General features: G+C 32.5%; 22 protein-coding genes, 2 tRNA genes and 1 pseudogene. 8 read left to right on the top strand and 17 right to left on the bottom strand.

Annotated elements, in window-relative coordinates; all coding sequences use genetic code 11:
• Window positions 1–41: 41 nt before the first annotated feature.
• The 6 genes and pseudogenes from Spiro2_RS08885 to groES all read right to left on the bottom strand — a co-directional run bounded on the left by Spiro2_RS08885 (window position 42) and on the right by groES (window position 5,969).
• A complete protein-coding gene (locus Spiro2_RS08885; protein WP_338635403.1) occupies window positions 42–713 on the bottom strand; it encodes a hypothetical protein in 672 nt (223 codons plus the stop codon).
• A 403-nt stretch (window positions 714–1,116) separates the two neighbouring features.
• Window positions 1,117–1,350 (bottom strand): annotated as a pseudogene (locus Spiro2_RS08880) (solute carrier family 23 protein); the annotation flags it as partial.
• Between the two features lie 261 nt (window positions 1,351–1,611).
• On the bottom strand, window positions 1,612–2,361 hold the full coding sequence (locus Spiro2_RS08875; protein ID WP_338635402.1) for a hypothetical protein: 750 nt from the start codon (window positions 2,359–2,361) through the stop codon (window positions 1,612–1,614).
• Between the two features lie 208 nt (window positions 2,362–2,569).
• Entirely contained in the window at window positions 2,570–3,856 is a 1,287-nt protein-coding gene (locus Spiro2_RS08870; protein ID WP_338635401.1) for an NCS2 family permease, read from the bottom strand.
• A gap of 88 nt (window positions 3,857–3,944) precedes the next feature.
• Window positions 3,945–5,606, bottom strand: a complete 1,662-nt coding sequence (gene groL, locus Spiro2_RS08865; protein ID WP_338635400.1) for a chaperonin GroEL — start codon at window positions 5,604–5,606, stop codon at window positions 3,945–3,947.
• Between the two features lie 66 nt (window positions 5,607–5,672).
• The gene (groES, locus tag Spiro2_RS08860; protein ID WP_338635399.1) at window positions 5,673–5,969 is read right to left on the bottom strand and encodes a co-chaperone GroES; all 297 of its coding nucleotides are present in this window, start codon (window positions 5,967–5,969) and stop codon (window positions 5,673–5,675) included.
• Window positions 5,970–6,074: 105 nt separating this feature from the next.
• Between groES and rfbA the strand changes: the two genes are divergently transcribed.
• Together rfbA and rfbB are read left to right on the top strand one after the other, a co-directional pair.
• Window positions 6,075–6,947, top strand: a complete 873-nt coding sequence (rfbA, locus tag Spiro2_RS08855; protein ID WP_338635397.1) for a glucose-1-phosphate thymidylyltransferase RfbA — start codon at window positions 6,075–6,077, stop codon at window positions 6,945–6,947.
• A 24-nt stretch (window positions 6,948–6,971) separates the two neighbouring features.
• On the top strand, window positions 6,972–7,982 hold the full coding sequence (rfbB, locus tag Spiro2_RS08850) for a dTDP-glucose 4,6-dehydratase (RefSeq protein WP_338635396.1): 1,011 nt from the start codon (window positions 6,972–6,974) through the stop codon (window positions 7,980–7,982).
• Here rfbB and Spiro2_RS08845 read toward each other — a convergent pair.
• Together Spiro2_RS08845 and Spiro2_RS08840 are read right to left on the bottom strand one after the other, a co-directional pair.
• Window positions 7,961–8,683 (bottom strand): class I SAM-dependent methyltransferase, encoded by a 723-nt coding sequence (locus Spiro2_RS08845; protein WP_338635395.1) that lies wholly within the window; start codon window positions 8,681–8,683, stop codon window positions 7,961–7,963. The genes rfbB and Spiro2_RS08845 overlap by 22 nt on opposite strands.
• A gap of 17 nt (window positions 8,684–8,700) precedes the next feature.
• Window positions 8,701–8,777, bottom strand: a tRNA-Val gene (locus Spiro2_RS08840).
• Between the two features lie 162 nt (window positions 8,778–8,939).
• Between Spiro2_RS08840 and Spiro2_RS08835 the strand changes: the two genes are divergently transcribed.
• Together Spiro2_RS08835 and Spiro2_RS08830 are read left to right on the top strand one after the other, a co-directional pair.
• Window positions 8,940–9,428: a glutathione peroxidase gene (locus tag Spiro2_RS08835; protein ID WP_338635394.1), complete on the top strand. Its 489-nt coding sequence runs from the start codon at window positions 8,940–8,942 to the stop codon at window positions 9,426–9,428.
• Window positions 9,429–9,574: 146 nt separating this feature from the next.
• Window positions 9,575–9,751: a hypothetical protein gene (locus Spiro2_RS08830; RefSeq protein WP_338635392.1), complete on the top strand. Its 177-nt coding sequence runs from the start codon at window positions 9,575–9,577 to the stop codon at window positions 9,749–9,751.
• Window positions 9,752–9,786: 35 nt separating this feature from the next.
• On the opposite strand, the gene Spiro2_RS08825 is transcribed toward Spiro2_RS08830, so the two are convergent.
• Window positions 9,787–9,863 (bottom strand) — tRNA-Ile (locus Spiro2_RS08825).
• A gap of 129 nt (window positions 9,864–9,992) precedes the next feature.
• On the opposite strand from Spiro2_RS08825, the gene dapA reads away from it, so the two are divergent.
• Window positions 9,993–10,934, top strand: a complete 942-nt coding sequence (gene dapA, locus Spiro2_RS08820; protein WP_338635391.1) for a 4-hydroxy-tetrahydrodipicolinate synthase — start codon at window positions 9,993–9,995, stop codon at window positions 10,932–10,934.
• A 17-nt stretch (window positions 10,935–10,951) separates the two neighbouring features.
• Window positions 10,952–11,866 (top strand): nucleoside monophosphate kinase, encoded by a 915-nt coding sequence (locus tag Spiro2_RS08815; RefSeq protein WP_338635390.1) that lies wholly within the window; start codon window positions 10,952–10,954, stop codon window positions 11,864–11,866.
• Between the two features lie 13 nt (window positions 11,867–11,879).
• Here the strand turns inward: Spiro2_RS08815 and Spiro2_RS08810 are convergent, their stop codons facing one another.
• The 6 genes from Spiro2_RS08810 to Spiro2_RS08785 all read right to left on the bottom strand — a co-directional run bounded on the left by Spiro2_RS08810 (window position 11,880) and on the right by Spiro2_RS08785 (window position 22,199).
• A complete protein-coding gene (locus Spiro2_RS08810) occupies window positions 11,880–12,887 on the bottom strand; it encodes a trypsin-like serine protease (protein ID WP_338635388.1) in 1,008 nt (335 codons plus the stop codon).
• A gap of 97 nt (window positions 12,888–12,984) precedes the next feature.
• Window positions 12,985–14,394 (bottom strand): efflux transporter outer membrane subunit, encoded by a 1,410-nt coding sequence (locus Spiro2_RS08805; RefSeq protein WP_338635387.1) that lies wholly within the window; start codon window positions 14,392–14,394, stop codon window positions 12,985–12,987.
• Window positions 14,384–17,452, bottom strand: a complete 3,069-nt coding sequence (locus tag Spiro2_RS08800) for an efflux RND transporter permease subunit (RefSeq protein WP_338635385.1) — start codon at window positions 17,450–17,452, stop codon at window positions 14,384–14,386. Before Spiro2_RS08800 ends, Spiro2_RS08805 begins: the two co-directional genes overlap by 11 nt.
• Window positions 17,449–20,571, bottom strand: coding sequence for an efflux RND transporter permease subunit (locus Spiro2_RS08795; protein WP_338635384.1), 3,123 nt, complete (start codon window positions 20,569–20,571; stop codon window positions 17,449–17,451). Before Spiro2_RS08795 ends, Spiro2_RS08800 begins: the two co-directional genes overlap by 4 nt.
• Window positions 20,568–21,761, bottom strand: coding sequence for an efflux RND transporter periplasmic adaptor subunit (locus tag Spiro2_RS08790; protein WP_338635383.1), 1,194 nt, complete (start codon window positions 21,759–21,761; stop codon window positions 20,568–20,570). Before Spiro2_RS08790 ends, Spiro2_RS08795 begins: the two co-directional genes overlap by 4 nt.
• A 90-nt stretch (window positions 21,762–21,851) precedes the next feature.
• Window positions 21,852–22,199: a hypothetical protein gene (locus Spiro2_RS08785; RefSeq protein ID WP_338635382.1), complete on the bottom strand. Its 348-nt coding sequence runs from the start codon at window positions 22,197–22,199 to the stop codon at window positions 21,852–21,854.
• A 445-nt stretch (window positions 22,200–22,644) separates the two neighbouring features.
• Between Spiro2_RS08785 and fliW the strand changes: the two genes are divergently transcribed.
• Complete coding sequence (gene fliW / locus Spiro2_RS08780) at window positions 22,645–23,166, top strand: flagellar assembly protein FliW (RefSeq protein WP_338635381.1); 522 nt, start codon at window positions 22,645–22,647, stop codon at window positions 23,164–23,166.
• A 114-nt stretch (window positions 23,167–23,280) separates the two neighbouring features.
• Here the strand turns inward: fliW and Spiro2_RS08775 are convergent, their stop codons facing one another.
• Both Spiro2_RS08775 and Spiro2_RS08770 read right to left on the bottom strand, forming a co-directional pair.
• Complete coding sequence (locus tag Spiro2_RS08775; protein WP_338635379.1) at window positions 23,281–23,769, bottom strand: hypothetical protein; 489 nt, start codon at window positions 23,767–23,769, stop codon at window positions 23,281–23,283.
• 247 nt (window positions 23,770–24,016) lie between these two features.
• On the bottom strand, window positions 24,017–24,751 hold the full coding sequence (locus tag Spiro2_RS08770; protein WP_338635377.1) for a TerC family protein: 735 nt from the start codon (window positions 24,749–24,751) through the stop codon (window positions 24,017–24,019).
• 149 nt (window positions 24,752–24,900) lie between these two features.
• On the opposite strand from Spiro2_RS08770, the gene Spiro2_RS08765 reads away from it, so the two are divergent.
• Window positions 24,901–26,052 (top strand): 3,4-dihydroxy-2-butanone-4-phosphate synthase, encoded by a 1,152-nt coding sequence (locus tag Spiro2_RS08765; RefSeq protein ID WP_338635376.1) that lies wholly within the window; start codon window positions 24,901–24,903, stop codon window positions 26,050–26,052.
• The last annotated feature ends 104 nt before the right edge of the window (window positions 26,053–26,156 follow it).

Genomic DNA, 26,156 nt, shown 5'->3' with positions numbered 1-26,156 from the left:
TTGAAATATGCGGTTTTTATGGATAAATTAATAGATCTCTATTAATTACTTGATTGAATTATCTCACTTTTGTGATTTCTAATTATATCTAGCAAAATTTTTTCAAGTGAATCAAGATCTTCTGAAATAAATTTCAATTGTTTTAGATTTTCGTAATTAAAACTTGTTTGGTTTATTGCTTTTAAAATATCTAAATCATTAGTTAATATTTGATTAATTTTCTTATCATTAACTGTTAGTTCAATTGATTCTGTGAGAAAGTTTATTAAATTAGAATATATATTTTCTTTTTTATTTTCAATAAATTCAATTTTAATTGAATCTGAATCATTTAGGTAATTAATGATAAATTTATCTAAAAAAGTATTAAAATCTTCAAACTTTAAACCTTTATTAAACTTCAAGCTATTTATATTAAGCAGATCATTTTCGTAAAATATTTTGGTGTCGTCGTTATTCAAAAAAGCTAAATGTTGTAGAGTAATCTTATCTGGTAAGTAGATTCTTGTAAGTTTTAAAGGAATTATTTTTTGTTTGTAATTAAATTCCACTCTGCAGTTTACTCTTGGCGTATTTCTTGCGCAATCTTTAAATGTGATGTCTTTTGAAAAACTAATATCAGCAACTTTTTCTTCTATTTGATTGTTTTTGCATCCAAATATTGTTGAAGTTAAAAGAAGTGTAGATACGTAATAAATATTTTTTTTACTCATATTATCCTCTATGGTTAGATTATTCAAGTTTCATAATTAGTTTATTGACGTTCTCCTATTTTAGATTTAAGTGAGCCGTATTTTATTTTTTAAATTATTAATTTAAATATAGAGTTGATAAACTTAAGTCGCTTTTCTACTTTGCGCTAACTTCTGTTACCAATTATTTTTTATTAAGTAAATATTATGAGCGTTATTTTTTTTATAATATTTTAAATGTTATTTATTTTTAATCAAATCTATTAGTTACAGATTGTTCTATTTATAAAACTTCTCGTTACGAAAAAAATGTAGAGTGCTCTAAGAGTAAAGATAACGCACAAATTATTGCAATCAACCATAAAGTTAAAGATATTTCTTTTGTTTTACCAACACAAATTTTTAAACAAACGTAACTAATAATTCACCAAAGCACTCCTTGAGAAATAGAAAATGCAAGGGGCATTAAAATAATAGTCAGAAAAACAGGAATTAAATCATCCATTTTTTCGGCTTTAATGTCTTTGATTGAGTGACACATTAATATTCCTACAAATACTAAAATAGGAGCTGTTGCATAAGATGGAATCACTGTTATTAAGGGAGATAAAAATAAAAAAGGAAAAAAATACACAGTTGTTACAATTGCTGTTAAACCGGTTTTGCCAGCCCCGCAGCCACTTTAACTCTTGTGGGTTCTGCTTCGGTAAGACGCTATTGGGGAGGCTTTTAGGGCTGCATAATAGTTTGTTAAAAATGGCAAAAGTATGTTTACCCAAAGCACAAATTGATCTCTTGTCAAGAGTTAGGTGAACTTCAAGAAAAACTAGCTTACGATAAAATTACTGTGAGCGCTGTCTTAGAGTGTATACAACAAAAGCTGCAGACAAATTTGTTCAATTCTATTTGACTTTTTAGATTAAGTTGATGTTAATTTTTCTTTGTTTTTTCTAATTATATCTAATAAATTATTTTTAAATAAATCAAAACCTTCTTTAGGAAAAAATAAAATATTTTTTAAATCTTCGTAATTCAAATTATTTTCATCTTTTTTAAAGGTTTTTAAAGAAAATAAATCTTTAAGCAACGAATTGCCACGTTCACTAATGTTTTGTTTTGGTCGACGTAAATGATCAAAATAACTAGTGCTTTCTGTCGCTTGATATAATATATATAAATATTTTTCTAACTCATCGCAAAATTTATTTTTATCTTCAATACTACTAAAATTAATGCTAATTGAATCATTTGAGTTAAAATAAATAATGGTTAATTTTTGTAATAAATTAAGAAAAGTTGCATAAGGTATTGAGTGATTATGTATTGATTCTATTGATTCGTCTGCTCTTGATATATCATCGTAAAATTCTCTATTTTTTGCTTGATCATTGAAATCTATTTTTGTTATGGTAATTTTATCTGATTCATATTTTTTTGAAAAAGACAAAGAGATCTTAGAATACTTAGAATAAGTTGATTCCATGGAGCAGTTTGGACTATAACTACTTTGGCAATTTTTGATAATTGATTTGTTTTTAGTTTCCTCTAAATTGGGCTCAATTTCGACTTTATGAATATTTTGCTCGTTAGGATCTAGTTTGTTTTTACAGCCAAATAAAGTTGAAACTAAAAAAATTGTATGCAGATAATAATTTTTTACAAAACGCATGTTATTTTCCTCTGTTTTTAATTATATATTTAATTGTGAAAACAGCTCTAAAAAGCAGCTCTTTTTCTGGGAGCATTTCTTTGTTAGCAGCTATTTATTGTGAAGTAAATATTGTTTTGTTACTTTTTTTGTGATGATTTTTTAGAAAAATAAATTATTTTATTCGTTTTAGTTATATATATCTTATATATATCTTATATATTTTTTGTTACGAAAAAAATGTAGAGTGCTCTAAGAGTAAAGATAACGCACAAATTATTGCAATCAACCATAAAGTTAAAGATATTTCTTTTGTTTTACCAACACAAATTTTTAAACAAACGTAACTAATAATTCCCCAAAGCACTCCTTGAGTAATAGAAAATGTAAGGGGCATTAAAATAATAGTCAGAAAAACAGGAATTAAATCATCCATTTTTTCGGCTTTAATGTATTTGATTGAGTGACACATTAATATTCCTACAAATACTAACACAGGAGCTGTTGCATAAACTGGAATCACTGTTATTAAGGGAGATAAAAATAAAAAAGGTAGAAAACAAACTGCTGTTACAATTGCTGTTAAACCGGTTTTGCCACCCGCTTGTATTCCTGCAGAACTTTCAATAAATACTGTGGCTGGTGCTGTACCAAATAAACTCGATATTAACGAACCAAAAGAATCGATATGTAAAGTTTCTTTCAATTTTTGTGGTGTGCCTTTTTTATCAATAAAACCAGCATTCGTTGCTAGGCCAATAATTGAAGATAACGAATCAAATAAATTTGTCATAAAAATCGCTAAAATTACTGGAATAAAACTCCATTTCAGAGATCCAACGAGATCGAGTTGAAAAAAATGTGATTTAAAGTCTGGAAGCGAAAAAAATTCTTTAGGTAATGCAATGTCACCACTTAATAAAGAAAGACCTGTTATAAATAAAATTGATGCAAGAAATGCGTAGGGTTTTTTTCGTATAAATAAGAAAAATGCTAATACAAAACCTAATAATCCAAATAATATTGTTAAATTTATTTTTCCTAATGCAACAAATGTAACTGGATGAGAAACAATTATTCCCATGTTTTTTAAACCAATAAATGCTAAAAACAAACCAATTCCGCATGACAATGCGTATTTCATGTTTGCAGGCAACGCTTCCACAATTTTTTGGCGAATTGGAAAAATTGAGACAATAATAAATAAAACACTAGACCAAAAAATAAGTCCCATTGCTGTTTGCCATGGAACTTTTTCACCTAACATAATTGAATAAGCGATAAATACATTGAGACCCATTCCTGGTGCCAGTGCGTAGGGGAGTTTAATATAAACACCTGCTAAAAAGCTCATTAAGAATGAAATGAGCACTGTTGCAGTTAAAGAGCCTACAAAGGACATTCCTGTGCCAGGTGTAGACATAATTTGAGGGTTTACAATAATTATATAAGACATTGTAAAAAATGTTGTTATTCCAGCAAAAACTTCTTGCCAAAACCTGCGTTGTGGGCTCATACAATCCCCTAAAAAAAAGCTCAGTGCGCGCCGAAATGATGCGTACTGAGCTTTGTATGCGTACTATTTTAAAAAGGCAACAAGCAGATTACATGTCGTAATCCATGCCGCCCATTCCAGGCATGCCGCCCATACCACCCATGCCAGGCATGCTAGCAGGAGCGGATTCTTTTTTAGGCTTTTCTGAAATCATGGCGTTTGTTGTCAATAACAAACTCGCAACAGAGCTTGCATTTTGTAAAGCGCAACGAGTGACTTTAACAGGATCAATAACACCCGCTTTCATGAGGTCTTCAAAGTTGTCTGTCAGTGCATTAAAACCAAAATTGACATCTGAGTTTGCTAAAATCTTAGCAACAACAACGCTTGCTTCGTGGCCACCGTTGTGTGCAATAATGCGAACTGGTTCTTCGAGAGCACGACGAACAAGTTCAATTCCTGCTTGTTGTTCTGCGTTTTCGCCTTTTACGTTTACAAGATCTAAAGAAGCACGAAGCAATGCAACGCCTCCTCCTGCAATGATGCCTTCTTCAACCGCAGCGCGAGTGGCATTAAGAGCATCTTCAATGCGATCTTTCTTTTCTTTGAGTTCAACTTCAGTTGCAGCACCAGGACGAATGACAGCGACGCCACCAGATAATTTTGCAAGACGTTCTTGAAGTTTTTCGCGATCGTAGTCAGATGTTGTTTGAGAAATTTGTGCTTTAATTTCTGCAACGCGAGCTTTGATTTTATCATTGCTTCCCTTACCGCCAGTGATTAAAGTATTGTCTTTATCAACAATGACTTTTTCCGCTTGGCCAAGTTCTGCAAGAGTTGTTGTTTCAAGCTTCATGCCAACTTCTTCTGTAATCACAATGCCGTTAGTGAGTACAGCAATGTCACTGAGCATCTCTTTGCGGCGATCGCCAAAGCCAGGAGCTTTCACTGCGCACACTTTAATAGTGCCAGATAGTTTATTTAACACCAATGTTGCAAGTGCTTCGCCTTCAACATCTTCAGCAATGATAAGCAATGGACGACCACTACGCGCAATGTTTTCTAGAAGTGGAACCATATCTTTCATGACAGATATTTTTTTATCAAATAAAAGAATAAATGGATTTTCAAATACAACTTCGAGGCGCTCTTGATCAGTCACCATGTAAGGAGACAGATAGCCGCGGTCAAATTTCATGCCTTCAACAACGTCAACAGATGTTTCAAGACCTTTTGATTCTTCAACAGTGATCACACCATCTTGGCCTACTTTTTTCATTGCGTCTGCAATCATTTTGCCAATGCTAGGGTCGTTGTTGGCAGAAATTGTTGCAACATGCTTAACTTCAGACTCGCTCACAGGGCGTGCCATGTTTTTAAGATTTTGGATCACTCTTTCAACAGCTTTGTCGATGCCTCTTTTGAGTTCGCTCGGAGCATGTCCTGCCGCTAACATTTTGAAGCCTTCGCGATAAATGGCTTGTGCTAACACAGTTGCCGTTGTGGTTCCGTCACCAGAATCATCGTTGGTTTTAGAAGCAACCTCTTTCACCATTTGGGCGCCCATGTTTTCAAACTTGTCTTCGAGCTCAATTTCTTTTGCAACGGTGACGCCGTCTTTAGTAATTAAAGGAGCACCATAGCTCTTTTCAATTAAAACGTTGCGTCCTTTGGGACCTAATGTGACCTTAACGGCACTTGCAAGCGTATTAACTCCAAAAAGAATTTTTTTCTGTGCATTTTCATTAAAGGAAATCATTTTAGCAGCCATTGTCTTTATCCTCTGTATAAAAAATAATAGTTTAGTTAACTTAAGAAAACAGAAAAAGTATATACATTAAGCTTCAATTACTGCAAGAATTTCGTCTTCTTTAACAAGCAAAAATTCTTCGCCATCAATTTTGATTTCATTGCCACTCCATTTGCCAAATAAAACCTTATCACCAGTTTTGACATCAGGAGTTTGGTGTGTGCCGTTTTCCAATATTTTACCGTTTCCAACTGCAATCACTTTGCCTTCTAGAGGTTTTTCTTTAGCATTATCTGGTATAAGAATGCCTCCAGCTGTTTTTTGTTCTGCTTCAATACGTTTCAAAAGAATGCGATCGTTTAAAGGACGGATAGATTTATTCATGAAAGTCTCCTATAAAGAGGTTTTGTGTTTGCCTGTTTGGTGCAAGGCAGTAAGATAAAGGCTAAGCGCCTTAAGGTTTGTGTCAAGGGATTTGGAGGAGGTTTCGTGAAAGGAATAATTTTAGCCGGAGGTCTTGGAACCCGTCTATTTCCTGTGACCCAAGTTATAAGTAAACAGTTGATTCCTGTTTATGATAAACCAATGATTTACTACTCTCTTTCAATGCTGATAATGGCAAATATTAAAGAAATTTTGATTATTTCTACCCCAAGAGATCTCCTCTTGTTTCAAGAACTCTTAGGAGATGGAAGCAGCTTAGGAATTTCTTTATCTTATGCCGAACAGCGCGAGCCTGCAGGACTCCCTCAAGCCTTTTTAATTGGCGAACATTTTATTGGTAAAAGCGATGTGTGCTTAATGTTAGGTGATAATATTTTTCATGGCCAAAGTTTTATGCATTACCTTGAAGATTGTCGCAAGGATTTAGAAGGCGGTTTGGTTTTTGGTTATTCTGTTAATGATCCTGAGCGGTATGGTATTGTAAATTTTGATGCTCAAGGGCAAATTATTTCAATAGAAGAAAAGCCCACAGATCCTAAGTCAAATATTGCAATTACAGGGCTTTATTTTTTTGATTGCAATGTTGTACAATTTGCAAAAGAACTCAAACCATCGTTGCGTGGCGAACTCGAAATTACAGATATCTTAAAAAAATATTTAAGTTTGCAAAAATTAAAAGTAGAAATATTAGGTAGAGGTGTTGCGTGGCTAGATACAGGAACCCCTCGGTCTTTGCTTGAAGCCTCATTATATGTTTCTGTATTAGAAGAAAGACAGGGTTTAAAAATTTGTTGTCCAGAAGAAATTGCGTGGCGTAAAGGTTTTATTTCCGCTGATCAACTCGAAAAATTAGCTCTGGCTTTATCTAAAAATAGCTATGGCAAATATCTTCTAAAAGTATTGAACAATCATGTGTAAATGTTTTATTGGGCAGGGTGCGAAATGGTGCATGAAGATGTTTTGCTTGTAACAGGGGCTGCGGGATTTATTGGCTCAAATTTTGTTAGATACATGTTTGAAAAATATCATAAAATAAAAATAATAAGTTTAGATAAACTCACTTATGCTGGTTCATTAAAAAATTTGTCAAATTTATCTGATTTGTATTCCCATAAATTTGTACAAGGTGATATTTGTGATCAAAATTTAATTGTAAATTTGTTAAGACAATATTCAATAACAAAAATTATAAATTTTGCGGCAGAAAGTCATGTTGATCGTTCCATCGAAAATCCTCTGCATTTTGTGCAAACAAATGTGCTTGGCACGTTTCAATTGCTAGAGGCTGCGCGTCAAGTGTGGATTGTTGAAAAAAAATTAACTCAAAATCAATGTCGTTTTCATCATATTTCTACGGACGAAGTGTACGGTTCGTTGTCATTGCATGATCTTCCATTTTCTGAAATCACGCCTTATGATCCACAGTCTCCGTATTCGGCAACGAAGGCAAGTTCGGATCATTTGGTGAAAGCGTATGCAAATACTTATGGTTTACCAATTTCTATTACGAATTGTTCTAACAATTATGGTCGATTTCAGCATTCAGAAAAACTCATTCCAACCGTGATTAGAAGCTGTTTAGAGCAGCAGCGCATTCCTGTATATGGAGATGGAAGTAACATTAGAGATTGGCTGTATGTGATTGATCACTGTTCTGCTATCGATGCTGTATTACAACGCTCTTGTGTTGGAGAGTGTTTTAATGTTGGTGGCAATACTGAAGTGAGTAATATGAGTTTAGTAAAAATGATTTGTAAAATTATGAATCAATTAAAACCAGCTTCTATAAACTATGAATCCCTCATTTCTTTTGTGACAGATAGACCTGGGCACGATTGGCGGTATGCAATAGACAATTCTAAGATTAAAAATAAGTTGGGGTGGGAACCAACTCATAAATTGGATGAGGGGTTGCTTTATACAGTTCAGCATTATCTCGCAGCAGGCTTTTGAGCAGAGTATAAATAAACAAAACCTGCACCAAGGGGATTGGTAGATTTTGCATTTATCAAACCGCTATCGTACAGTTCTGCAACAAGCTGGCTACCACTTGGAAAGGATTCTGATAAATTGGCTTGTTGAAAAGAAACTGGTAGAAAATCTGTGAGTTTACTTTCAATTTTAGGAAAGTTTTTTTTACACAAACGAGAAATTTTTTGAATTGATGAGAATTCTGGTTTGCCAACTTCTAGTATGATTAAGTGTCCTTTGGGTTTAAGAACTCTCATAATTTCTTTTAATGCAACAGATAGCGGCGTAAAATTACGAATTCCCCAGCTTATTGTAATGGTGTCAAATGTTTCGTTAGAAAATGGAATTGCTAGGGCATCACCAAGTTTAAATTCAATATTTTTTTGAAATAGTTTTGCTTTATGTTCTATTTTTTTTTGCGCAATATTTAACATGCCTTCTGCGGCATCTAATCCTGTAATAGAGATATCTGGGCGTGAGTGGGCAACTTTAAGAACAACGTCTCCTGTGCCTGTAGCAAGGTCGAGCAGTGTTCCATTTTGTGGTGTAAGTGATATTGCATTGGAGCAGAGTCTTGAACGAAAAACTCTATGGAGACCAAAAGTTATTGCATCGCTGGCAAGGTCGTAGGCGGGTGCAATGATGTTAAATCCATCGATAACTTGGAAATTCTTAGAATTCATTTTGAACACCATTTTCATGGTGCAATCGAGAAGACTCGAACTTCTGACCCCCACGATGTCAACGTGGTGCTCTAACCAACTGAGCTACGACTGCGGTGATTTCCGTTTACTGGAGCAAGTTAGCATTGTCAATAGAAACTGTCTAGTTTTTAGAAAACCTCATTTGCCAATATATGTATTTGATATTAAAAAATTATTTAAGTTATCTAGAATTTTGTTGGGTGTATGTAAACAATCAAAAGAAGGAGAGTCAAATATGACAAATGAATCGATTTATAATTTTGAAGTCAAAAATATAGATGGTCATGTAAAAAGATTAGAAGAATTTAAAGGAAATATTTTATTAATTGTCAACACAGCCAGTAAATGTGGTTTTACGCCACAGTATGAAGGATTAGAAAAACTTTATAAAAATTACAATGCTAAGGGTTTTTATGTATTAGGGTTTCCTTGCAATCAATTTGGTGCACAAGAGCCAGGAGATGAAAACGAAATCAAAAATTTTTGTAATTTAAATTACCAGGTTTCTTTTCCAATGTTTGCAAAAGTTGAAGTAAATGGCAAAAATGCGCATCCATTGTATCAATATTTAAAGAAACAAAGCAAAGGATTACTCGGAACAGAATTTATTAAGTGGAATTTTACAAAATTTTTGATAGGTAAAAATGGTGAAGTGCTTAAAAGATACGCACCCACTGATACTCCAGAGTTGATTTCAAAAGAACTTGATGAACTTCTTACCTAGAGAAAAGTGGTGACCTTAAATTAAGGTCTGTTGCTCATTTCAGTATCTTCGACACGTTGTCACAATGTAAAATAATTTTATTAAGGGGTTAGATCCAATGCGTTGCGTTCTTATTGCAAGTTTATTGATTTTAAGTTTGGTTGGTTGTGCCACGGCTTACGGCCCAAAAGGTTGGGCGGGCGGATGATTCTTACGTTTCAACCCCTTCCCGTACAAATTGCTACGGAAACAATGATAAAAATAAATTTAATGTAAACTGTATGACGTCGGATGCAGAAGTGCATAAGAAATCGACTGTAGAGCTTCTTATTGAATGCAAATGATAATAGATGGATGTGGAGTTTTAAAATCATAAAAGTGGTGGGCCGGGAGGGACTCGAACCCCCAGATCGTCTCGTTATGAGCGAGCTGCCGTAACCATTTAGCTACCGGCCCCTTTTTGAGTAATTGAGTGGTTAGCAAATCTCAACGTAGAGGTCAACAGGCTCATGCAATTCTTGCTAAGTTTCTTTAACATAGCTATCCTTTGCCAGGCAGAAGTTTTTAACTTGGAAGGAGAAACCCTTGAGTCACAAACCTTTTACTGGAGTCATGACCGCAATCGTAACTCCCTTTGATAAATATGGAGAGGTTGACTTTCAATCTTTTGATAAACTAATCGCTTATCAAAAAGCAGCAGGAATTCATGGGATTGTTGTTTTAGGAACAACAGGAGAAAACGCAGCACTCACAGAACAAGAGTCAGAAAGTTTAGTTCTTGCTGCATTAAATCATCAAGATGATCATTTTCATGTATATGTTGGCACAGGCACAAATTATACAAAAACAACTATTGATAAATCAATAAAATATTCACAAATAAAAAATACTAATAATAATTCTCCAAATGGAGTCATGGTAGTCACTCCTTATTACAATAAACCAAGTCAGCATTGTTTGATTAAGCACTACGGAGAGGTGGCATTAGCATTAAAAAATACACCTATTTGTATTTATAATGTGCCAAGTCGAACGGGCGTTAATATTTTACCAGGTACATTAGCTACAATTGCTTCTGAAAATGAAAACATTGTTGCTATTAAAGAAGCTGCTGGAAATGTAAATGCAATAGTAGAAATGAAAAATGCTTTAAAAGAAAGTAACAAAAACAATGTAAGAATTTTATCAGGAGACGATGCAACTTATGCGCCAGCGCTTTTGTGTGGAGCCGAAGGTGTGATTTCTGTCACCTCGCATATTATTCCTAATGCGCTTTTACAAATTTTACAAAATTTTTATAAGAACAATTTGAAAGAAATGCAAAAAATTCATTTAGCAACATACTGCATAAATAGTGGCATATTTTCTGTACCAAACCCTATTGGAGTAAAATGGATGCTTTCTCATTTGGGTTTGTGTGGTCCTAATCTTCGCGCTCCTTTATACCCAGCAATTTCTCAAGAAGAAACTATTTTAAAATCAATTCTCGAACAGCTAAAACAAAATCAAGTACAAATATTACTTTAATAAATAGGAAATGAAACATGTCATTGAGCCGAGTTGCTTATGAATTAGAGTCTAAAATTAAAGTTGAACGTGTTTCATTACGGGGTCCGGGGGTTTTAATTTTAACAGGACCCTCAAGCTGCGGAAAAGGAGAGGTTGCTGTTGCCTTATCTAAGGTAATGTCTATTCCTCAAGAAGCTCATTTATCAATGGGCGAAATTTTGCGTACAACTTTTCAACGTGCCAAAAATGAAAAAAGCTATGCAACTTTACTTGCTGAAAATTATAAAATTTCAGATGCAGTCAATATTTTTGACTGTGTGGATACCACAGACGATTTAACACGCAAAGTTTTAAATTATGTACCAGAAATGGAGTTGTATTTTAAACGAAAAGAAATGGATAAATTTACAAGTCAGTTAGAATGGCTTGAATTTTGCACAATGAATGGCTTGTTGGTTCCAAATAGATGGACGCAAGATTTTATTGCGGCTCATATAGAACATTCTCCAGAATTTAAAACTCATCCTTTTATTTTAGATGGTTACCCACGAACTGTTAAAGCTGCGCAACATTTAATTTCTTTTTTAAAACGGTTTGGTATTCCGGTTATTAAAGTATTGCATTTAAGTATTAGTAAACAAGAAATGTTATCAAGAGCCACAAAACGAGGCAGGGCTGATGATGATGAAACATCATTATTAAGTCGGTATCAATTTTACATTGAAAATGTGCATCCTAGTGTTGATTATTTAAAAACAGAATTGGGTTCAGATGCCATTGCGCTTATTGATGCGCATCAGCCAGTCTATCGTCAAGTTGGTGATGAAAAAGTATTTGATTTAGAAAAATCAATTTTAAATGTTGTTGCTTCATCCTTGAGAAGTCTTGGTGTCTCGCGCATGACGGTTAAAGATTTACTCGATCAGTTAACTGTTCAAAACAACTGTTAAATTGTTTGATTTTTTAAAAGAGGCTCAATGTCACTCCACTGCTCGTTTGTATCCAATTGATATAGTTACCAATGGTTGTGTAAACGCCATAGCCGTCATTGCATAAAGCATACTGAGACGAATTAAAGCTGTAAGGGGGTGCCGTGTTTGTGGGGTGTGGGGTTAGCACTGAGTTTGAGCCTTGTGTGAGTGCAGCTAAAATATAATTTCCATTGCGATTAAGGTATACGGGACCTCCAGAATCCCCCATGCAGGTTCCTTTTGCAGAGCCTGGTTGGTTGTTTGGCCCGATAACGGTTAAATAGCTTTGATAAGCATTGTTAAATGTAATTGCATTGAAATTTGTAATAGCCCCTCCTGGAATAGTGTCTGGAAAATTAATCGATGAGGCAGACATAACAGAATACTTTCTATTTGATGTATTTGACTGAGAATCACTCAAATGTCCAAAGCCAAACATCCACTTTGATTCAGTTGCTGTAATCAATTGAGGATTTGCTAAAACAGAAATAGTATTGTAGCCATAATTTGCTGTTGCGCTATTGCCAATTTTTAACCAGGCTATATCAAATAGAGTACAGCCCAATGAATTGGTGTCGGCACAAGAGGTGTAGCTGCCGTGTTTTTGCCAACATGTGATTGGGGATGATACCACAGAGTTCCGGCTAAAGTTCAATTGATCTGAAAACACAATATGGCCTGGAGAAACATTGTTATGATCTATGTCATCTAAGCAATGCGCTGCGGTAAGAATAAGGTTATCTGCCACAACGGTTCCGGTGCATACGACATACATTGAATTTCCCAAAGGCAATACAATTCCAACCGTATTTCTGCCCGAAGGAACTGTAGTATTATCAACAATTTGGCCTCCTACTATATTTGTAGATAAAATTTCGTTTCTGTTTGCCAAGCATGAGGATGGTCCTGGACTACGCGCGATCTCTGAATTAATAATTTTTTTGCATGAATTTATAAAAAATAAAAAAATACAAATAAATACTAATGTTTTTTGATACATTAAAAATCTTTCCTTAATTAATTTTAAGAAATATTTTGTTATTTATTTATCGAAATTAAATATAAAAAATAAATAGTTTAATTAAAAATACGTGTTTTTAATGAGACCAAATCCCGCCAAGTGCCCCGATAAGATTGAGGTGTGCTGAGATATTCCGTCCTAATAAATCGGCAACAGACTTTTGGGCTTGTAATAAATTGATTTGAGCTCGCATGACTTCTTGATAAGAATTTTTTCCTAAGTGAAATCCTGTTAATATTATTTCTTCAATGATTTTATTGCGATCTGTGATGCTATGTTGAAATTCTTCCTCTATTTTAATATTTCTAATTGAAGCTAAAATATCTTCAACATTTTGCAGTGCACCTAATACCGTTTGACGATATTTTGCGACTGTCACTTGATAATTCGCTTCTGCCGACCGTACTTTTGCAGCACGTAATCCATTATCAAAAACTGTTTCGGTTAAACTTACCCCTAAACTCCAAAATAGGGATGGTAATGAAAAAAGGCTATCAATGTCAGTTTTGGAAAATCCAGCACTTGTTGAAAACGTAAAATCAGGAAAATAACCAGCTTCTGCCAGTCCAATTTGTGAATTTGCTTGCGCAACAAGTCTTTCTGCTTGCGCAATATCGGGGCGGCGTTCTAGTAAACGAGAAGGTAACAATAAAGGAATTTCTGGAATAGTAATTTTTGTCTTTTGTGGTTCTAGGGTAAATTCAGAAGGAGGCTTTCCTAATAATACGGCAATGGCATGTTCATATTGAGAACGAGATATTTTAATTTCAGATAATTGAATTTTAGCTTGCTCGAGTTGCGCATTTGAGTTTTCATAATCTATTGAAGAAGCTATACCCGCATTTTTTGCCTTTTCTGTTATATTGTTTATGGTATTATAGCACTCTATAATTTGCGTAAAAATTTGTTGATTATGATCGAGAATTCTGACTGAAAAATAATATTGAGCAAGTGAGGCTTGTAATGCGAGTTTAGTATTTTCTAATTGCGCAGCGCTTGCTTCTACGGCGGCTCTGTTTGCATCTACGTTATGGCGGACAGCGCCCCATAGATCAGGAATCCATGAGGCATTGATTGAGCTTTGAAAGGAGTTAGAATAGGTGGCTTGAGGTATTTGTTTGCTAGCGGGCTGTCTTTGGCGAGATGCGCCACCTGCAACCGCTACAGAGGGACCATATGCAGATGACGCCTGTGCAACAAGTGCTTGAGCTTGCTCAAATTGATGGAGAGCGACTTGAATATTTTGATTTGAGTGTTCGAGAGTTTCTTCAAATTGATTAAGGATAGGGTCATTAAATACTTCCCACCACTTTCCTTTAGGAATTTCGTCATTTGGTTCGGCTATTTTCCAGTTTTTATCATTTGTTTCTTTATATTTATCAGAAAGTTCAAAAGATATTGGGTTGTATTTGGGGCCACTAGTACAAGAATAAAAAAGAAAAGTTAAAGTGAGTAGTATTTTAAATTTATCATTATTATTTTTCATAATTATTTCCTAAAACTTTTGGTTTATTTTTTTTAAACCACTCTGATAATTTATCAAAATAAATATAAATAATTGGTGTTGTATATAAGGTTAATAATTGACTAAATAATAATCCACCTATTATAGTAATTCCCAGAGGTTTTCTAAATTCAGAACCAACTCCCTCTCCAAATGCTAAGGGAACAGCTCCTAATACTGCCGCTAAAGTTGTCATCATAATTGGCCTAAATCTTAGTAATGCTGATTTAAAAATTGCATCACTCGATGATATAGCATTATCTTTTTGAACGTTAATTGCAAAATCGATCATCATGATAGCGTTTTTTTTAACAATCCCAATTAGTAATATTATACCAACTAATGCAATTAAGTTTAAATCAGTTTTAGTAATATATAGTGCTATTAAAGCGCCAACGCTTGCAGAAGGTAGAGTTGATAATATTGTAATGGGGTGAATAAAGCTTTCATATAATATACCAAGAATAATATACACAGTGACTATTGCTGATAAAATTAAAATAGGTTGATTATCTAGTGATTTTTGAAACTCTTTTGCGCTTCCTTGAAACGAGGCTTGAACTGTTGGAGGTAAATTTAAAGTTTTAACAGAATCATTGATTTGATTAACAATATTTCCTAAAGAAATTCCAGGAAGTAAATTAAAATATAAGGTTGTTGAAGGAAAACTAGATTGGTGATTTATTGATAATAAAGAATTTGTTACATGATGTTGAGAAAACGAATTTAAAGGAACTAGTGTATTTTTACTATTATTAATATAAACCCCATCTATAATTTTTGTATTATCAGCAAATTTTGGATCGACTTCCATAATAATTCGATACTGGTTTAAATTTTTGTAAATTGTAGCAACCGCTTTTTGGCCAAAATAACTATAAAGATACTTATTTATTGAATTATTGCTTATGTTAAATTCGGATTTTTTTTGATTGTTTATATTTATAAATAATTCTAATCCATTTTCTTTTTGATTATTGTTTATGTCAGCAATTCCAGGGAGTGTGGCAAGTTCTTTCGTTAATATTTGAGTCCATTTTTTTAATTCAGTTAAGTTATCGGCAGATAATGAAAATTGAAATTGTGCCCCTCCTTGGCGACCTCCTATTACAATATCTTGAGCAGATTGCAAAAATATTTTAGCCGCAGGTAGAGTTGATAATTTTTGTCTCAGACGTTTGATAACAAGATCAGAAGAAACTTTTCTATCCTTTAACGGCTTTAAACTTATAAATACATTACCTGAATTTGCGGAGCTTCCACCAACGTAACCAACCACATGCTCAATTGCTTCATCTTGTTTAATTATATCAATAAACTTAGTAAATTTTTTTTGTAAATTAATAAATGAAATATTTTGGTCGGTTTGAATTGCGCCAATAATTCTTCCGGTATCTTGTTGCGGAAAAAATCCTTTAGGTGTTTCTTTGTATAAATAAACACTTGTAAATATTGTTAATAATGTAACTAGAATAATTGTTTTTTTGTGATTGATACTCCAAAATAAACTTTTTTCATAAATTTTAGATAGCATATTTATTTTGTAATTTTGACTTCGCGAATTTTTTAACATTTTTGAGCACATAGTAGGTGTAAATATGATTGATACAAATAACGATACAATAATAGCAATTGATAATGTGATTGAAAACTCTCTAAAAAATCTGCCAACGATTCCATCCATAAAAAGGAGCGGAATAAATACTGCAACTAAAGATATACTAATTGATATTATAGTAAATACAACTTCTTTAGCACCTATTAATGAAGCTTGAAATGGAGTCTTTCCTAATTCAATATGTCTATTAATATTTTCTAAAACAACAATAGCATCATCAACAACAAAACCTGTGGCAATAGTTAGTGCCATGAGAGACAAGTTATCAAGACTATAACCCAATAAAAACATAATAATAAATGTTCCAAGAAGGGACAATGGAATAGCGATGCATGGAATAATTGTTGCATTGATATCTTTAAAAAATAAAAATACAATTAAAATTACTAATATAATAGAAATTAATAAAGTTTTTTCTACATCAAATAAAGACGCTCTAATTGTTAGTGTTCTGTCTAACGAAACTGTTAAATCTATATCTTTATGAATTAAAGATTTTAATTGTGGAATTTCTTTTTGAATACGATCAACTGTTTCGATAACATTTTTTCCTGGTTCTTTAAATATTATTAATATTACAGCAGGTTTGCCATCGGCATAACCCATATTTTTTAAATCTTCGACAGAATCATAAACTTTAGCAATATCTTTTAAAGTTACATAACTATTATTTTTATACGAAATTATTAATGGATTATATTGATGTGAAGAAAATATTTGTGGGGATGTTTCTATTTGATATGACTTTAAATCATCTTCAAATAAACCTTTAGGTGTAATGCTGTGTGCTTGATTGATAACTTGTGTTACATTTTCTAATGATATTCCATAATGATTTAGTAAGTGTGGGTTGAGATCAATTCTGATGCTTGGTAGTGAGCTGCCTCCTATGTTAACTTGTCCAACACCCTCTATTTGCGAAATTTTTTGTTGCAGAATTGAAGACGCCGCATCATAGATTTGTTCTTTTTTTAATGTGTCAGATGTAAGAGAAAGAATCATGATTGGTGCGTCGGCTGGATTAACTTTGCGATATGTTGGAACTGCTGGCAACTCTTTAGGTAATTGATTTAATGAGGCATTGATTGCTGCTTGCACATCGTTTGCAGCTCCATCAATTTTTCGAGATAAATCAAATTGCAAAACAATCCGTGATGATCCAGATCCTGATGTAGAAGTCATTTCAGAAACGCCAGAAATTTTTCCTAATTGTCGTTCTAGTGGTGTTGTCACCGAGGATGCCATAATTGTTGGATTGGCTCCCGGAAGAGCTGCTTGAACAACAATTGTTGGAAACTCTATTTGCGGTAATTGTGAAACTGGTAATAATTTAAAAGCAAGAATTCCTGCTAATATGATGAGAGCTCCTAGTAATGAAGTTCCTATTGGGCGATTGATAAATAGAGAAGATATATTTCTCATTTTTTTATATCCAAAACTGTTTGAGGAGTTTCTTTTTCGCTATTTTTTTGAGCAAAAGACAAAAAGGTTTTGGATATTTTATCAAAAAATAAATATACAACTGGAGTTGTATACAAGGTTAATATTTGACTTAAAATCAACCCTCCAATTATACAAATGCCTAATGGTTTTCTAAGCTCTGCTCCTATTCCATTGCCAAATGCCAAAGGAATTGCTGCAAGTAAAGCAGCCATAGTTGTCATTAAAATTGGTCTAAAGCGAAGAAGGCATGCTTGATAAATTGCTTCTTCTGCGATTAATTTTTGATTTCGTTGAAGATCCAATGCAAAATCTATCATCATAATTGCATTTTTTTTGACAATGCCAATCAATAAAATCATACCAATTAATGAGATAATATTAAATTCATTTCCTGTGATAAATAATGCAAGGAGTGCTCCTAAACCTGCTGATGGTATGGTTGAAAGAATTGTTATTGGATGAATATAGCTTTCATAAAGAATACCTAAAATTATATAAACAACTGTGATGGATGCTAATATTAACAATAAAGAATTGGTTATTGAGTTTTGAAATATTTGAGTCACCCCTTCAAATGATGTCTGAAGAGATGGAGGAATTTGTAGTTTATTTTTTGTGTCTTCTATTGCTGCAACGGCAGAGCCTAAGGAGGCTCCTGGTGCTAAATTAAATGAAAGAGTGGCAACAGGAAACTGTCCTTTTCGATTGATAACAAGAGGCGTAGTTGATTCTACAACTTTAGCAAACGCAGAAAAAGGAATAATATTGCCTTTATTTTGAATAAAAATATGATCTAATAAATTTTGAATAGTAATTTTTAGTTTAGGATTTGCTTCTAATATTACATTATATTGATTGATATTTGTAAATATTGTAGAAATAGGCCGTTGTCCAAATGAATTGTAAATTGCATTATCAATCATTGTTTGCGTAATTCCTAAAGTGCCAATTACTTGATGATCAATCACAATCTCTGCACGAAGCCCTGAGTTTTGAACATCACTAGTCACATCATTAAAAAGAGGGCTTTCAATTAATTTTTCAATTATTTTTTTGCTCCAATCATCAACTTCTTTTGAGTTTGGAGAAGTAATACTATATTGAAATTGAGTGCGGCTTATTTTATTTTCAACATTAAGATCTTGAACTGGTTGCATATATGTTTTAATATTTTTAATGTTATCTAATTTTTTTTGAATTTTTTTTATTAATTTTTCACTTGTGATTTTTCTGATTTCAAATGGTTTTAAAGTAATTAATATTCTTCCGCTATTTAATGTTGTATTCATTCCATCAATTCCAGTAATTGATGTTATGTTTTCAACTGCGGGATCTTCTAATATTTTTTCAGCAACATGTTTTTGCCTCTTATTCATTTCAGAAAATGAAACTGACTGGGGTGCCTCTGTTATTGCTATAATAGCTCCTGTATCTTGAATCGGAAAAAATCCTTTTGGAATTGCAACAAACAAAATTCCTGTTATGAATAATACAATAAATGAAACTAAAATTGTTTTATTTTTTTGAGATAATACAAACTTTAAAGTTACAGAATATTTTTCAATAATAATATTTAATAAATTTTGAAAAAAATTTATTTTAATTTCTTTACTATGCTCTGATTTTAATAATTGTCTGCAAAGCATTGGGGTTAAGGTTAAAGAAACTATTGCTGAGATAAAAATTGAAATCGCTAATGTTACAGCAAATTCTCTAAATAATCTGCCAATAATATCTTCCATAAAAAAAAGTGGAATTAACACAGAAATTATAGATATTGTTAAGGTAATAATTGTAAATCCAATTTGAGCTGCGCCTTTAAGCGCAGCGTCTAAAGGTGTAAAACCTTTTTCTAAATATCTTGATATATTTTCAATCATGACAATAGCGTCATCGACAACAAATCCTGTTGCAATAGTTAGAGCCATAATTGTTAAGTTATTAAAGCTAAAGTTAAGGTAATACATTACGCTACAAGTACCAATTAGTGATAAAGGTACGGCAAGACTTGGAATAAACGTAGCCGAAAAGCTATTTAAAAATAAATATATTATTAATACGACTAATATTATTGATAATATCAATTCAAATTTTGCATGATTTATAGATTTTCTTATTGTAATTGTTCTGTCGTTTACAATTAATATATTAATTTCTTTGGGAACAGTTGCTTTTAATTTGGGTAAGATATTTTTAATTTTATCTACAATTTCGATAACATTAGTATTTGGCTGTTTTTGAATATCAAGAATGATGCTTGGTTCATTATTGACCCAAGCTGCAAGTTGGGTATTTTCTGGTCCCTCAGAAATATCGGCAATATCTTTAAGGTAAATCGCTCCTTGATCAAGGTATGTGATTATCAGTTTTTCAAAATCATTTTTTGTTAAAAGTTGATCATTTGAGTTAATTGTATAGGTCAGTATTTCGCCATCAATACTTCCTTTTGCGCCATTTGAGTTTGCATTGTTAATTGTTGTTCGTATGTCTTCAAGATTGAGCGCATAGGAAGCAAGTAAAACAGGGTTAACTTGAATTCGTATTGCTGGACGCTGGCCACCACTGAGTCTGACAATGCCAACGCCTGTGATTTCTGAAATTTTAGGAACAAATCGAGTTTCTGCAAAATTTTGCACTTCGGTTAGGTTTAAAGATTTTGAGTTTAATGCCAGTGTAATAATTGGTGCATCGGCTGGGTTGACTTTGCTATAAATAGGTGGGGTTGGTAAGTTTGCCGGCAGCAAATTTTGACTTGAAATTATTGCTGCTTGAACTTGTTGAACGGCGACATCAAGATTCATATCTAAATTAAATTGCAGTGTAATGATTGAGCTTCCAAATGAGCTAGCAGACGTCATTTGTAATAGTCCTGGCATTTGTCCAAATTGTCGTTCTAATGGAGCTGTGACTGTAGTTGCTACGAGTTCGGGGCTTGCGCCAGGATAAGACGTTGCAACTTGAATTGTTGGATATTCTACTTCAGGAAGCGCAGAAATTGGCAATAAATTAAAGGCAAGAATACCAACTAGTAAAATGGCAATCATAAACAGAGATGTTGCTATTGGGCGTTTTATAAATGGAGCAGATAAATTGATCATAACGCAACCTCTGCGCCATCAAATAATCCGTTTGTCCCTTCAGAAACAACCAAGTCGTTTTTTTTAATTCCTGAAACAACAATTGTTTCGTTTTCATGTTCGATACTCGTAGAAATATAATTAATTTTAACTTTATTATTTTGAATTAAGTATACAAAATGGCCTTTTTTGTCTCGTTGAATTGCAGAAGTTGGAATAACAATTGCATTTTCAAAAAAATCTATTAATACTTTTACATTTACAAACTGATTAGGAAATAGTATCAAATCTTCATTTTTAAAATTTGCTTTTAGTTTAATAGTTCCAGTAGTAGATTCTATTTGATTTTCACTGGATACCAGATCTCCAGAGTCAAGTATTTGTTCTTTTTGTTTGTCTAGTGCTGATACCGTAACTTTTGACTTTGTTTTTAGTTTATTAATTATTTTTTGAATATGATCGCTTGGTAACGAAAAAATAACAGAAATAGGTTGTAGTTTATTTATAATTACAATTCCGTTTGGATCACTAACTTGTACATAATTACCAGGATTTACCTTTCTTAATCCTGCAAGGCCAGATATTGGCGCTGTAATTTTACAACGATTGAGATTTATTTTTGCAACTTCGAGTAATCCTTTATCTGATTTTACTGCACCCTCATATTGTTTAACTAGCCAACTTTGAGTATCAAGAGTTTGTTTTGAAATTCCACCTGTTTCAATAAGCATTTTATAGCGCTTTAAGTCTAAACGGGCGTTATTGAGTAATGCTTTATCTTTTAGTAATTGCCCTTCATATTGCATAAGTTGTGCTTGATATGTTTTTGAATCAATTTCTGCTAATAAATCTCCTTTTTTTACAAGCTGTCCTTCTTTAAATTGAACAGATTTTAGTTCGCCACTGAGCTGTGTTTTAACTACTGCGCTTTCAGTTGGTAAGACAGTTCCAATCGATTCTAAAAAAATTGGAATATTTTTTATTTTTGCTTTTTCGGAGATTACTTTAAATATATTTTCTTTTTTATTTTTTATTACATTTTCTTTTTTATTACTTGCAGCATTTGCTGTCATTACTATTTTAAATGGGAATGCAAATATAAGGATATATGTGGTTGTTGAGATCACTAATAAGCAAATACAAAATATAATAAATTTATTACGATTTTCTTTAAATTTTTTTAATAAATTTTTTTTAAGTATATTTTGCATTTAAAAAATCTCAAATTTAAAATACTAATTATAATAATATTTAAATGAATATTTTAATTTATGTAAATAGGAAAAAAATGCTTGTTGGTATCACTCGTTAGGGACGAAATTATTTCCTGTTGTTTGTAATATATCTAGTTCTGCTTTAATGTCATCTAATGTTTTAATTAAATGAAGTTTTCTTGAGTTTAAGTAAAAAATACATAATCTACTTTTTTTCATTTCCATATCAGATGATTTTGTTAATCTTCGCATAAAATTAACTCTTTTATTGTTACTTACATTTAAAAGTGTTCTTTTCTTTTTTATTACTCTTTCAAACGCTAGTCTTTCGTAGTTAGCAAGAAATGCATTTCTTGCATCGAATAATTTTTGCAGGTTATTTAAAGTATTCTCTATTTCTTCTTTTCTTTTTTTTAGTATTTCTAATTTTGACATTTGTCTCTCCAAATTGTCGCCTTATTTTTTCGGAGTACTATTTTCTAACTTTAATTTTATTTCCCAATTTTTTAAAAATTGGTATGTAGATTTTTTTTTGATAAAATTTGATTATCAATATTTGAAAAAAAATTCTGTTTTTATTAATTGCTTTTTTTGTTTTTTATTGCTTTTCTTTAGTGCTCAGTAGATTATAAATCTATAGCCTTAGTAATTAATAAATTTCTTTGATTACAGATATTTGCGTTTGGGGTTTTATAATTTTTCTTTTATGACTAGCCATTGTGTAAAACTAAATCTATTTTAATATTGATTATTCATTTGACACCTTTTAGCGATGAATATTTTGACACGTCAATAAAAAAAGGTGCGCTTATTGCACATTTTATTTGAGTCACATAACCTGAGAATTGAGCTAATGATTTGATGAAATAGGAGGGATGCTTTGAAGGTAAATACATCGCGCTTCGGAGAAGTGGAAATTAATGAAGGTGATATAATTTCACTGCCTGAAGGACTTATTGGTTTTCCAGAATTGAATCAATTTATTCTCCTTGATCATGACACTGATTCTCCGTTTAAATGGCTTCAATCTACTAACGAAGCTACAATGGCTTTTATTGTAATTAGTCCTCTTTCATTTAGGCCTGATTATATGGTAGAGGTTACTGAAGAGGAGGTTGCAGCTCTTAAACTTACAAATCCAAATGAGGCTGTTATATCCGTCATTGTAACAATTCCAATGGATCCTAAAAAAATGAGCGCTAATCTAAAGGCTCCTCTTGTTTTTAATTTAAGTAACAGATTAGGTAAGCAGCTGGTATTGAAAGATCCTCAGTACCAAACTAAGCATTTTATTATGGAAGAGATGAAGCGATACTCTAATCGTGATACTCAAAACGATTTAAAGAAAGCGATTCAACAGCAATTGAATAATAATGTTGATGGAGAGGTAAGTACAAAGTAATTAATAAGTACATGATTACGTAACAGTATGTTACGCTATTTTTTTAAAACTCATTCATTATTTTATAACAATATTACCAAAACATTTTGTTTACTTTAAAAAATTGTTTTTAATTTAATTAAGTGCATTAAAATTACAATAAGTATAGTTATCTATATTTTCGCGTGCAGGCAGTGTTTTTGTAAAGCAATAGGGTGTTTGTTCTCCGTCTCTCCATCCATTTATTTCATCATTTCTTGTTGGTACATTGATTTCGTAGTGTGTGTTTTCTGGATTTTTAAGAATAATAAATTTGCCAGGTTTGTTACTAACTTGATAGATGCAAATTATTTTATTAGAATGTATTTTGTGATTACTAAAAAATTGCCTATTATTTTCTTTATGAGCTATGACAAAAAACAGCGAAACTTCCGTACTAGCGTAGTTTTGTTGATAGTAATAGCTTTGATAATTATAGATTTGCTGCCATATTCCTTGCTCTGTTTTTGCAATAAAGGTTAAATTATCTGTTACTTCAAAAGTGGCAGGGGTGGGACAATTGGCGTAGCTAAAAAAACCTTTGCTTGCAACAATGAACACTATCATTTTTAAAAGCATTTTCATAAAATTAGTCCCTTTAAATTCAGTTATCGTTTTTTTGATAACTTTGCTAATCTACTAGAGAGTATTTAAAAAAAAATCAAATTTTTTTTAAAATTTATTTGGAAAAAAAATCCATTATTAATTGTTTAAAATAGATTTAAAGTTCAAAAATTTTCTCAAGTAATTTAGTGTAAATTTTTATAGTTTTAATTATTTATATAAATTGTGCTTATTTGATTTTATATATCGTGAGGAATATACGGAATTTTTATTTTGCCAATTTTTTAGAAAATATCTTGCTAAATACTATTGCAAATACGAGAATACCAACTATTAATCCTAAAAAAATGTTTTCAGGTATTGGTTTGTCAATGGTGAGGTACATAAACCCTAGATTCAGGTCTTTAAGTTTTAAAATTACATTTAAACCTGCAAGACCAACCAGTACAAATGCTGTTTTTTCAAGTGCGGGAAAGTTTTCAATTAGTCTTATAAATAAGCCTGCTGCGATACGCATAAATAAGACTCCAAGCACTGCGCCTGTGATCAGAACCCATTTTATATCAGAAATTGCTAATGCAACTGCAATAGAGTCTATTGAAAACATCAAATCCATCAACTCAACTTGAGCAACGACTATGAAAAAAGTTTTTGCACTAACCTTTAAGCTTGTCATTTGCGATGCAGATTGATTGTTGTCTTCTGTCAATGATTGTTGTGTTTTATGAAGAAATAGTTCATGAATTGCTAAATAAAGAAGATAAAAACCAGCAATGGCTTTAACCCATTCATACTTCATGAGCCAAACGCCAACAAAAATAATTCCTATTCTTAAAATGTATGCGCCCCAAATGCCGTAAACCAAAGCGCGTTGTTGTTGAATAGGGTCTTTTAGTTTTTTGCGAACCAGGGCGGCTAGAGCTAGCGCATTATCAAAACTTAATAACCCTTCTAAAATAATAAGTTCTAAGATAATGAGGATATGTGTGATTGTAATTTCCATTTAAAATTTTCTCCGAAATGCAGTAACAAAACAGAATGCATCATACAATGCTTTCTCCTAAAACTTGTGATAATGCAAGAATCGGACTGTGAGCGTGCAGCGTACCTTTCACCCGTTTGTTTTAGTTGTTTATAAAGGAGCTTCAATCGGTGGTGTCTACTGAGAATATTTATACTTATGAACTCTTTGCGATGTATGAGCGGCTTCATAATTGTCTAACGCTCTTTCAACAAGGTGCGCCTATTCTTGTTGGAGACGACGGTGCGCGTGAAAACGAAATTGATTTGGTTTTTCATGCGTCTGGTGCTACGCCAGCAAACGTAAATTTTGCTCTAACACATGCTAAAGGTCTTTTATGTGTATCGTTAAGTCACGAGCTTGCAGACACATTGGGGTTTAGCCTCGCTCCTCAGCTACCAGGGGGTATGTCTCATACTAATTTTACGTTATCAGTTGATGCTAAGCATGGTGTGACAACTGGTATCTCAGCATCTGATCGCGCTTACACGATTTCACTGATGATCAATTCTCAGGCAACCCATCGTGATTTTATTTCTCCTGGTCATGTGTTTCCTTTGCGTGCCATGGGTGGTGGGTTGCTTGCTAGGGCGGGGCACACAGAAGCTCTTTATGAGTTGTGTCGTATGGCAGACATGCCCTATGCCGCTGTGATGTGTGAGATATTAAAAGAAGATGGGGAAGCGTTAACCGCAAATGATTTTTTACAGCAAAATTGCCAATTGCCACAATTTAAAAATATTCCGTTTATTTCGACTGTTGATATTTTGTGGAGTCGCATTTTTTTTGAAAAAAGTGAACACTGCTCTTTTATTCTTTCTTCTCATTTCGATGTTCCTTCTCATTGCAATAAGTTGCCATTGGCCATTTACCTGTTGCAAGCAGGCTTAGAAACGCATCTGACAACATCCACTGTCATTAGTATTTATAGTCACAATATAACACCTCAAAATATTAGAATTTCTATTACAAATTCTCTTTTTGCATGGGACAATGGTGTGTCTTCTAAAAACTGCTGTGCAGAAATTTCTCTTTTTAATTTAGAAAATATTTTAGAAATTTTACCCATTCATATTGCGCAATTTTGTGACTTGAGCGCCAAAGAAGGTCTTAGAAATACAAAATCTTCGGTTAAAAGAGTTTTAAGTCAATTTCAATCGTTACAATTTTTAAATGATTTTTATTTTAAAGATAAAAACTTTGATAAACTAATTGCAGAAATCAATTTTATTATTCCTGAAGATAAATTATTTTTGCAAGCTGTGTGTAAAATTGCAAATTAATTAAAATTTTTTAATTAAATACATGTACTCGCCGTTTATATTCTTAATTTATTAAAAAAACTTAAAATTATCCAAGAAAAAAATTGAAAAATAAATTTTAGATT

Origin of the sequence: Spirobacillus cienkowskii, from assembly GCF_037081835.1 — a bacterium.
Classification (GTDB): domain Bacteria; phylum Bdellovibrionota_B; class Oligoflexia; order Silvanigrellales; family Silvanigrellaceae; genus Silvanigrella; species Silvanigrella cienkowskii.
The sequence above is the reverse complement of the archived record's forward strand: the minus strand, read 5'-3'. Positions and strand labels throughout refer to the sequence as shown.

Bases quoted from the DNA above. Each gene is read 5' to 3' on its own strand.
- Spiro2_RS08805 (WP_338635387.1), bottom strand. From the start codon at position 14,394: ATGAAAAATAATAATGATAAATTTAAAATACTACTCACTTTAACTTTT.
- Spiro2_RS08815 (WP_338635390.1), top strand. From the start codon at position 10,952: ATGTCATTGAGCCGAGTTGCTTATGAATTAGAGTCTAAAATTAAAGTT.
- Spiro2_RS08790 (WP_338635383.1), bottom strand. From the start codon at position 21,761: ATGCAAAATATACTTAAAAAAAATTTATTAAAAAAATTTAAAGAAAAT.
- Spiro2_RS08845 (WP_338635395.1), bottom strand. From the start codon at position 8,683: ATGAATTCTAAGAATTTCCAAGTTATCGATGGATTTAACATCATTGCA.
- Spiro2_RS08770 (WP_338635377.1), bottom strand. From the start codon at position 24,751: ATGGAAATTACAATCACACATATCCTCATTATCTTAGAACTTATTATT.
- Spiro2_RS08870 (WP_338635401.1), bottom strand. From the start codon at position 3,856: ATGAGCCCACAACGCAGGTTTTGGCAAGAAGTTTTTGCTGGAATAACA.
- Spiro2_RS08810 (WP_338635388.1), bottom strand. From the start codon at position 12,887: ATGTATCAAAAAACATTAGTATTTATTTGTATTTTTTTATTTTTTATA.
- Spiro2_RS08800 (WP_338635385.1), bottom strand. From the start codon at position 17,452: ATGAGAAATATATCTTCTCTATTTATCAATCGCCCAATAGGAACTTCA.
- Spiro2_RS08875 (WP_338635402.1), bottom strand. From the start codon at position 2,361: ATGCGTTTTGTAAAAAATTATTATCTGCATACAATTTTTTTAGTTTCA.
- Spiro2_RS08785 (WP_338635382.1), bottom strand. From the start codon at position 22,199: ATGTCAAAATTAGAAATACTAAAAAAAAGAAAAGAAGAAATAGAGAAT.
- Spiro2_RS08885 (WP_338635403.1), bottom strand. From the start codon at position 713: ATGAGTAAAAAAAATATTTATTACGTATCTACACTTCTTTTAACTTCA.
- groES (WP_338635399.1), bottom strand. From the start codon at position 5,969: ATGAATAAATCTATCCGTCCTTTAAACGATCGCATTCTTTTGAAACGT.
- groL (WP_338635400.1), bottom strand. From the start codon at position 5,606: ATGGCTGCTAAAATGATTTCCTTTAATGAAAATGCACAGAAAAAAATT.
- Spiro2_RS08795 (WP_338635384.1), bottom strand. From the start codon at position 20,571: ATGATCAATTTATCTGCTCCATTTATAAAACGCCCAATAGCAACATCT.
- Spiro2_RS08835 (WP_338635394.1), top strand. From the start codon at position 8,940: ATGACAAATGAATCGATTTATAATTTTGAAGTCAAAAATATAGATGGT.
- Spiro2_RS08775 (WP_338635379.1), bottom strand. From the start codon at position 23,769: ATGAAAATGCTTTTAAAAATGATAGTGTTCATTGTTGCAAGCAAAGGT.
- rfbB (WP_338635396.1), top strand. From the start codon at position 6,972: ATGGTGCATGAAGATGTTTTGCTTGTAACAGGGGCTGCGGGATTTATT.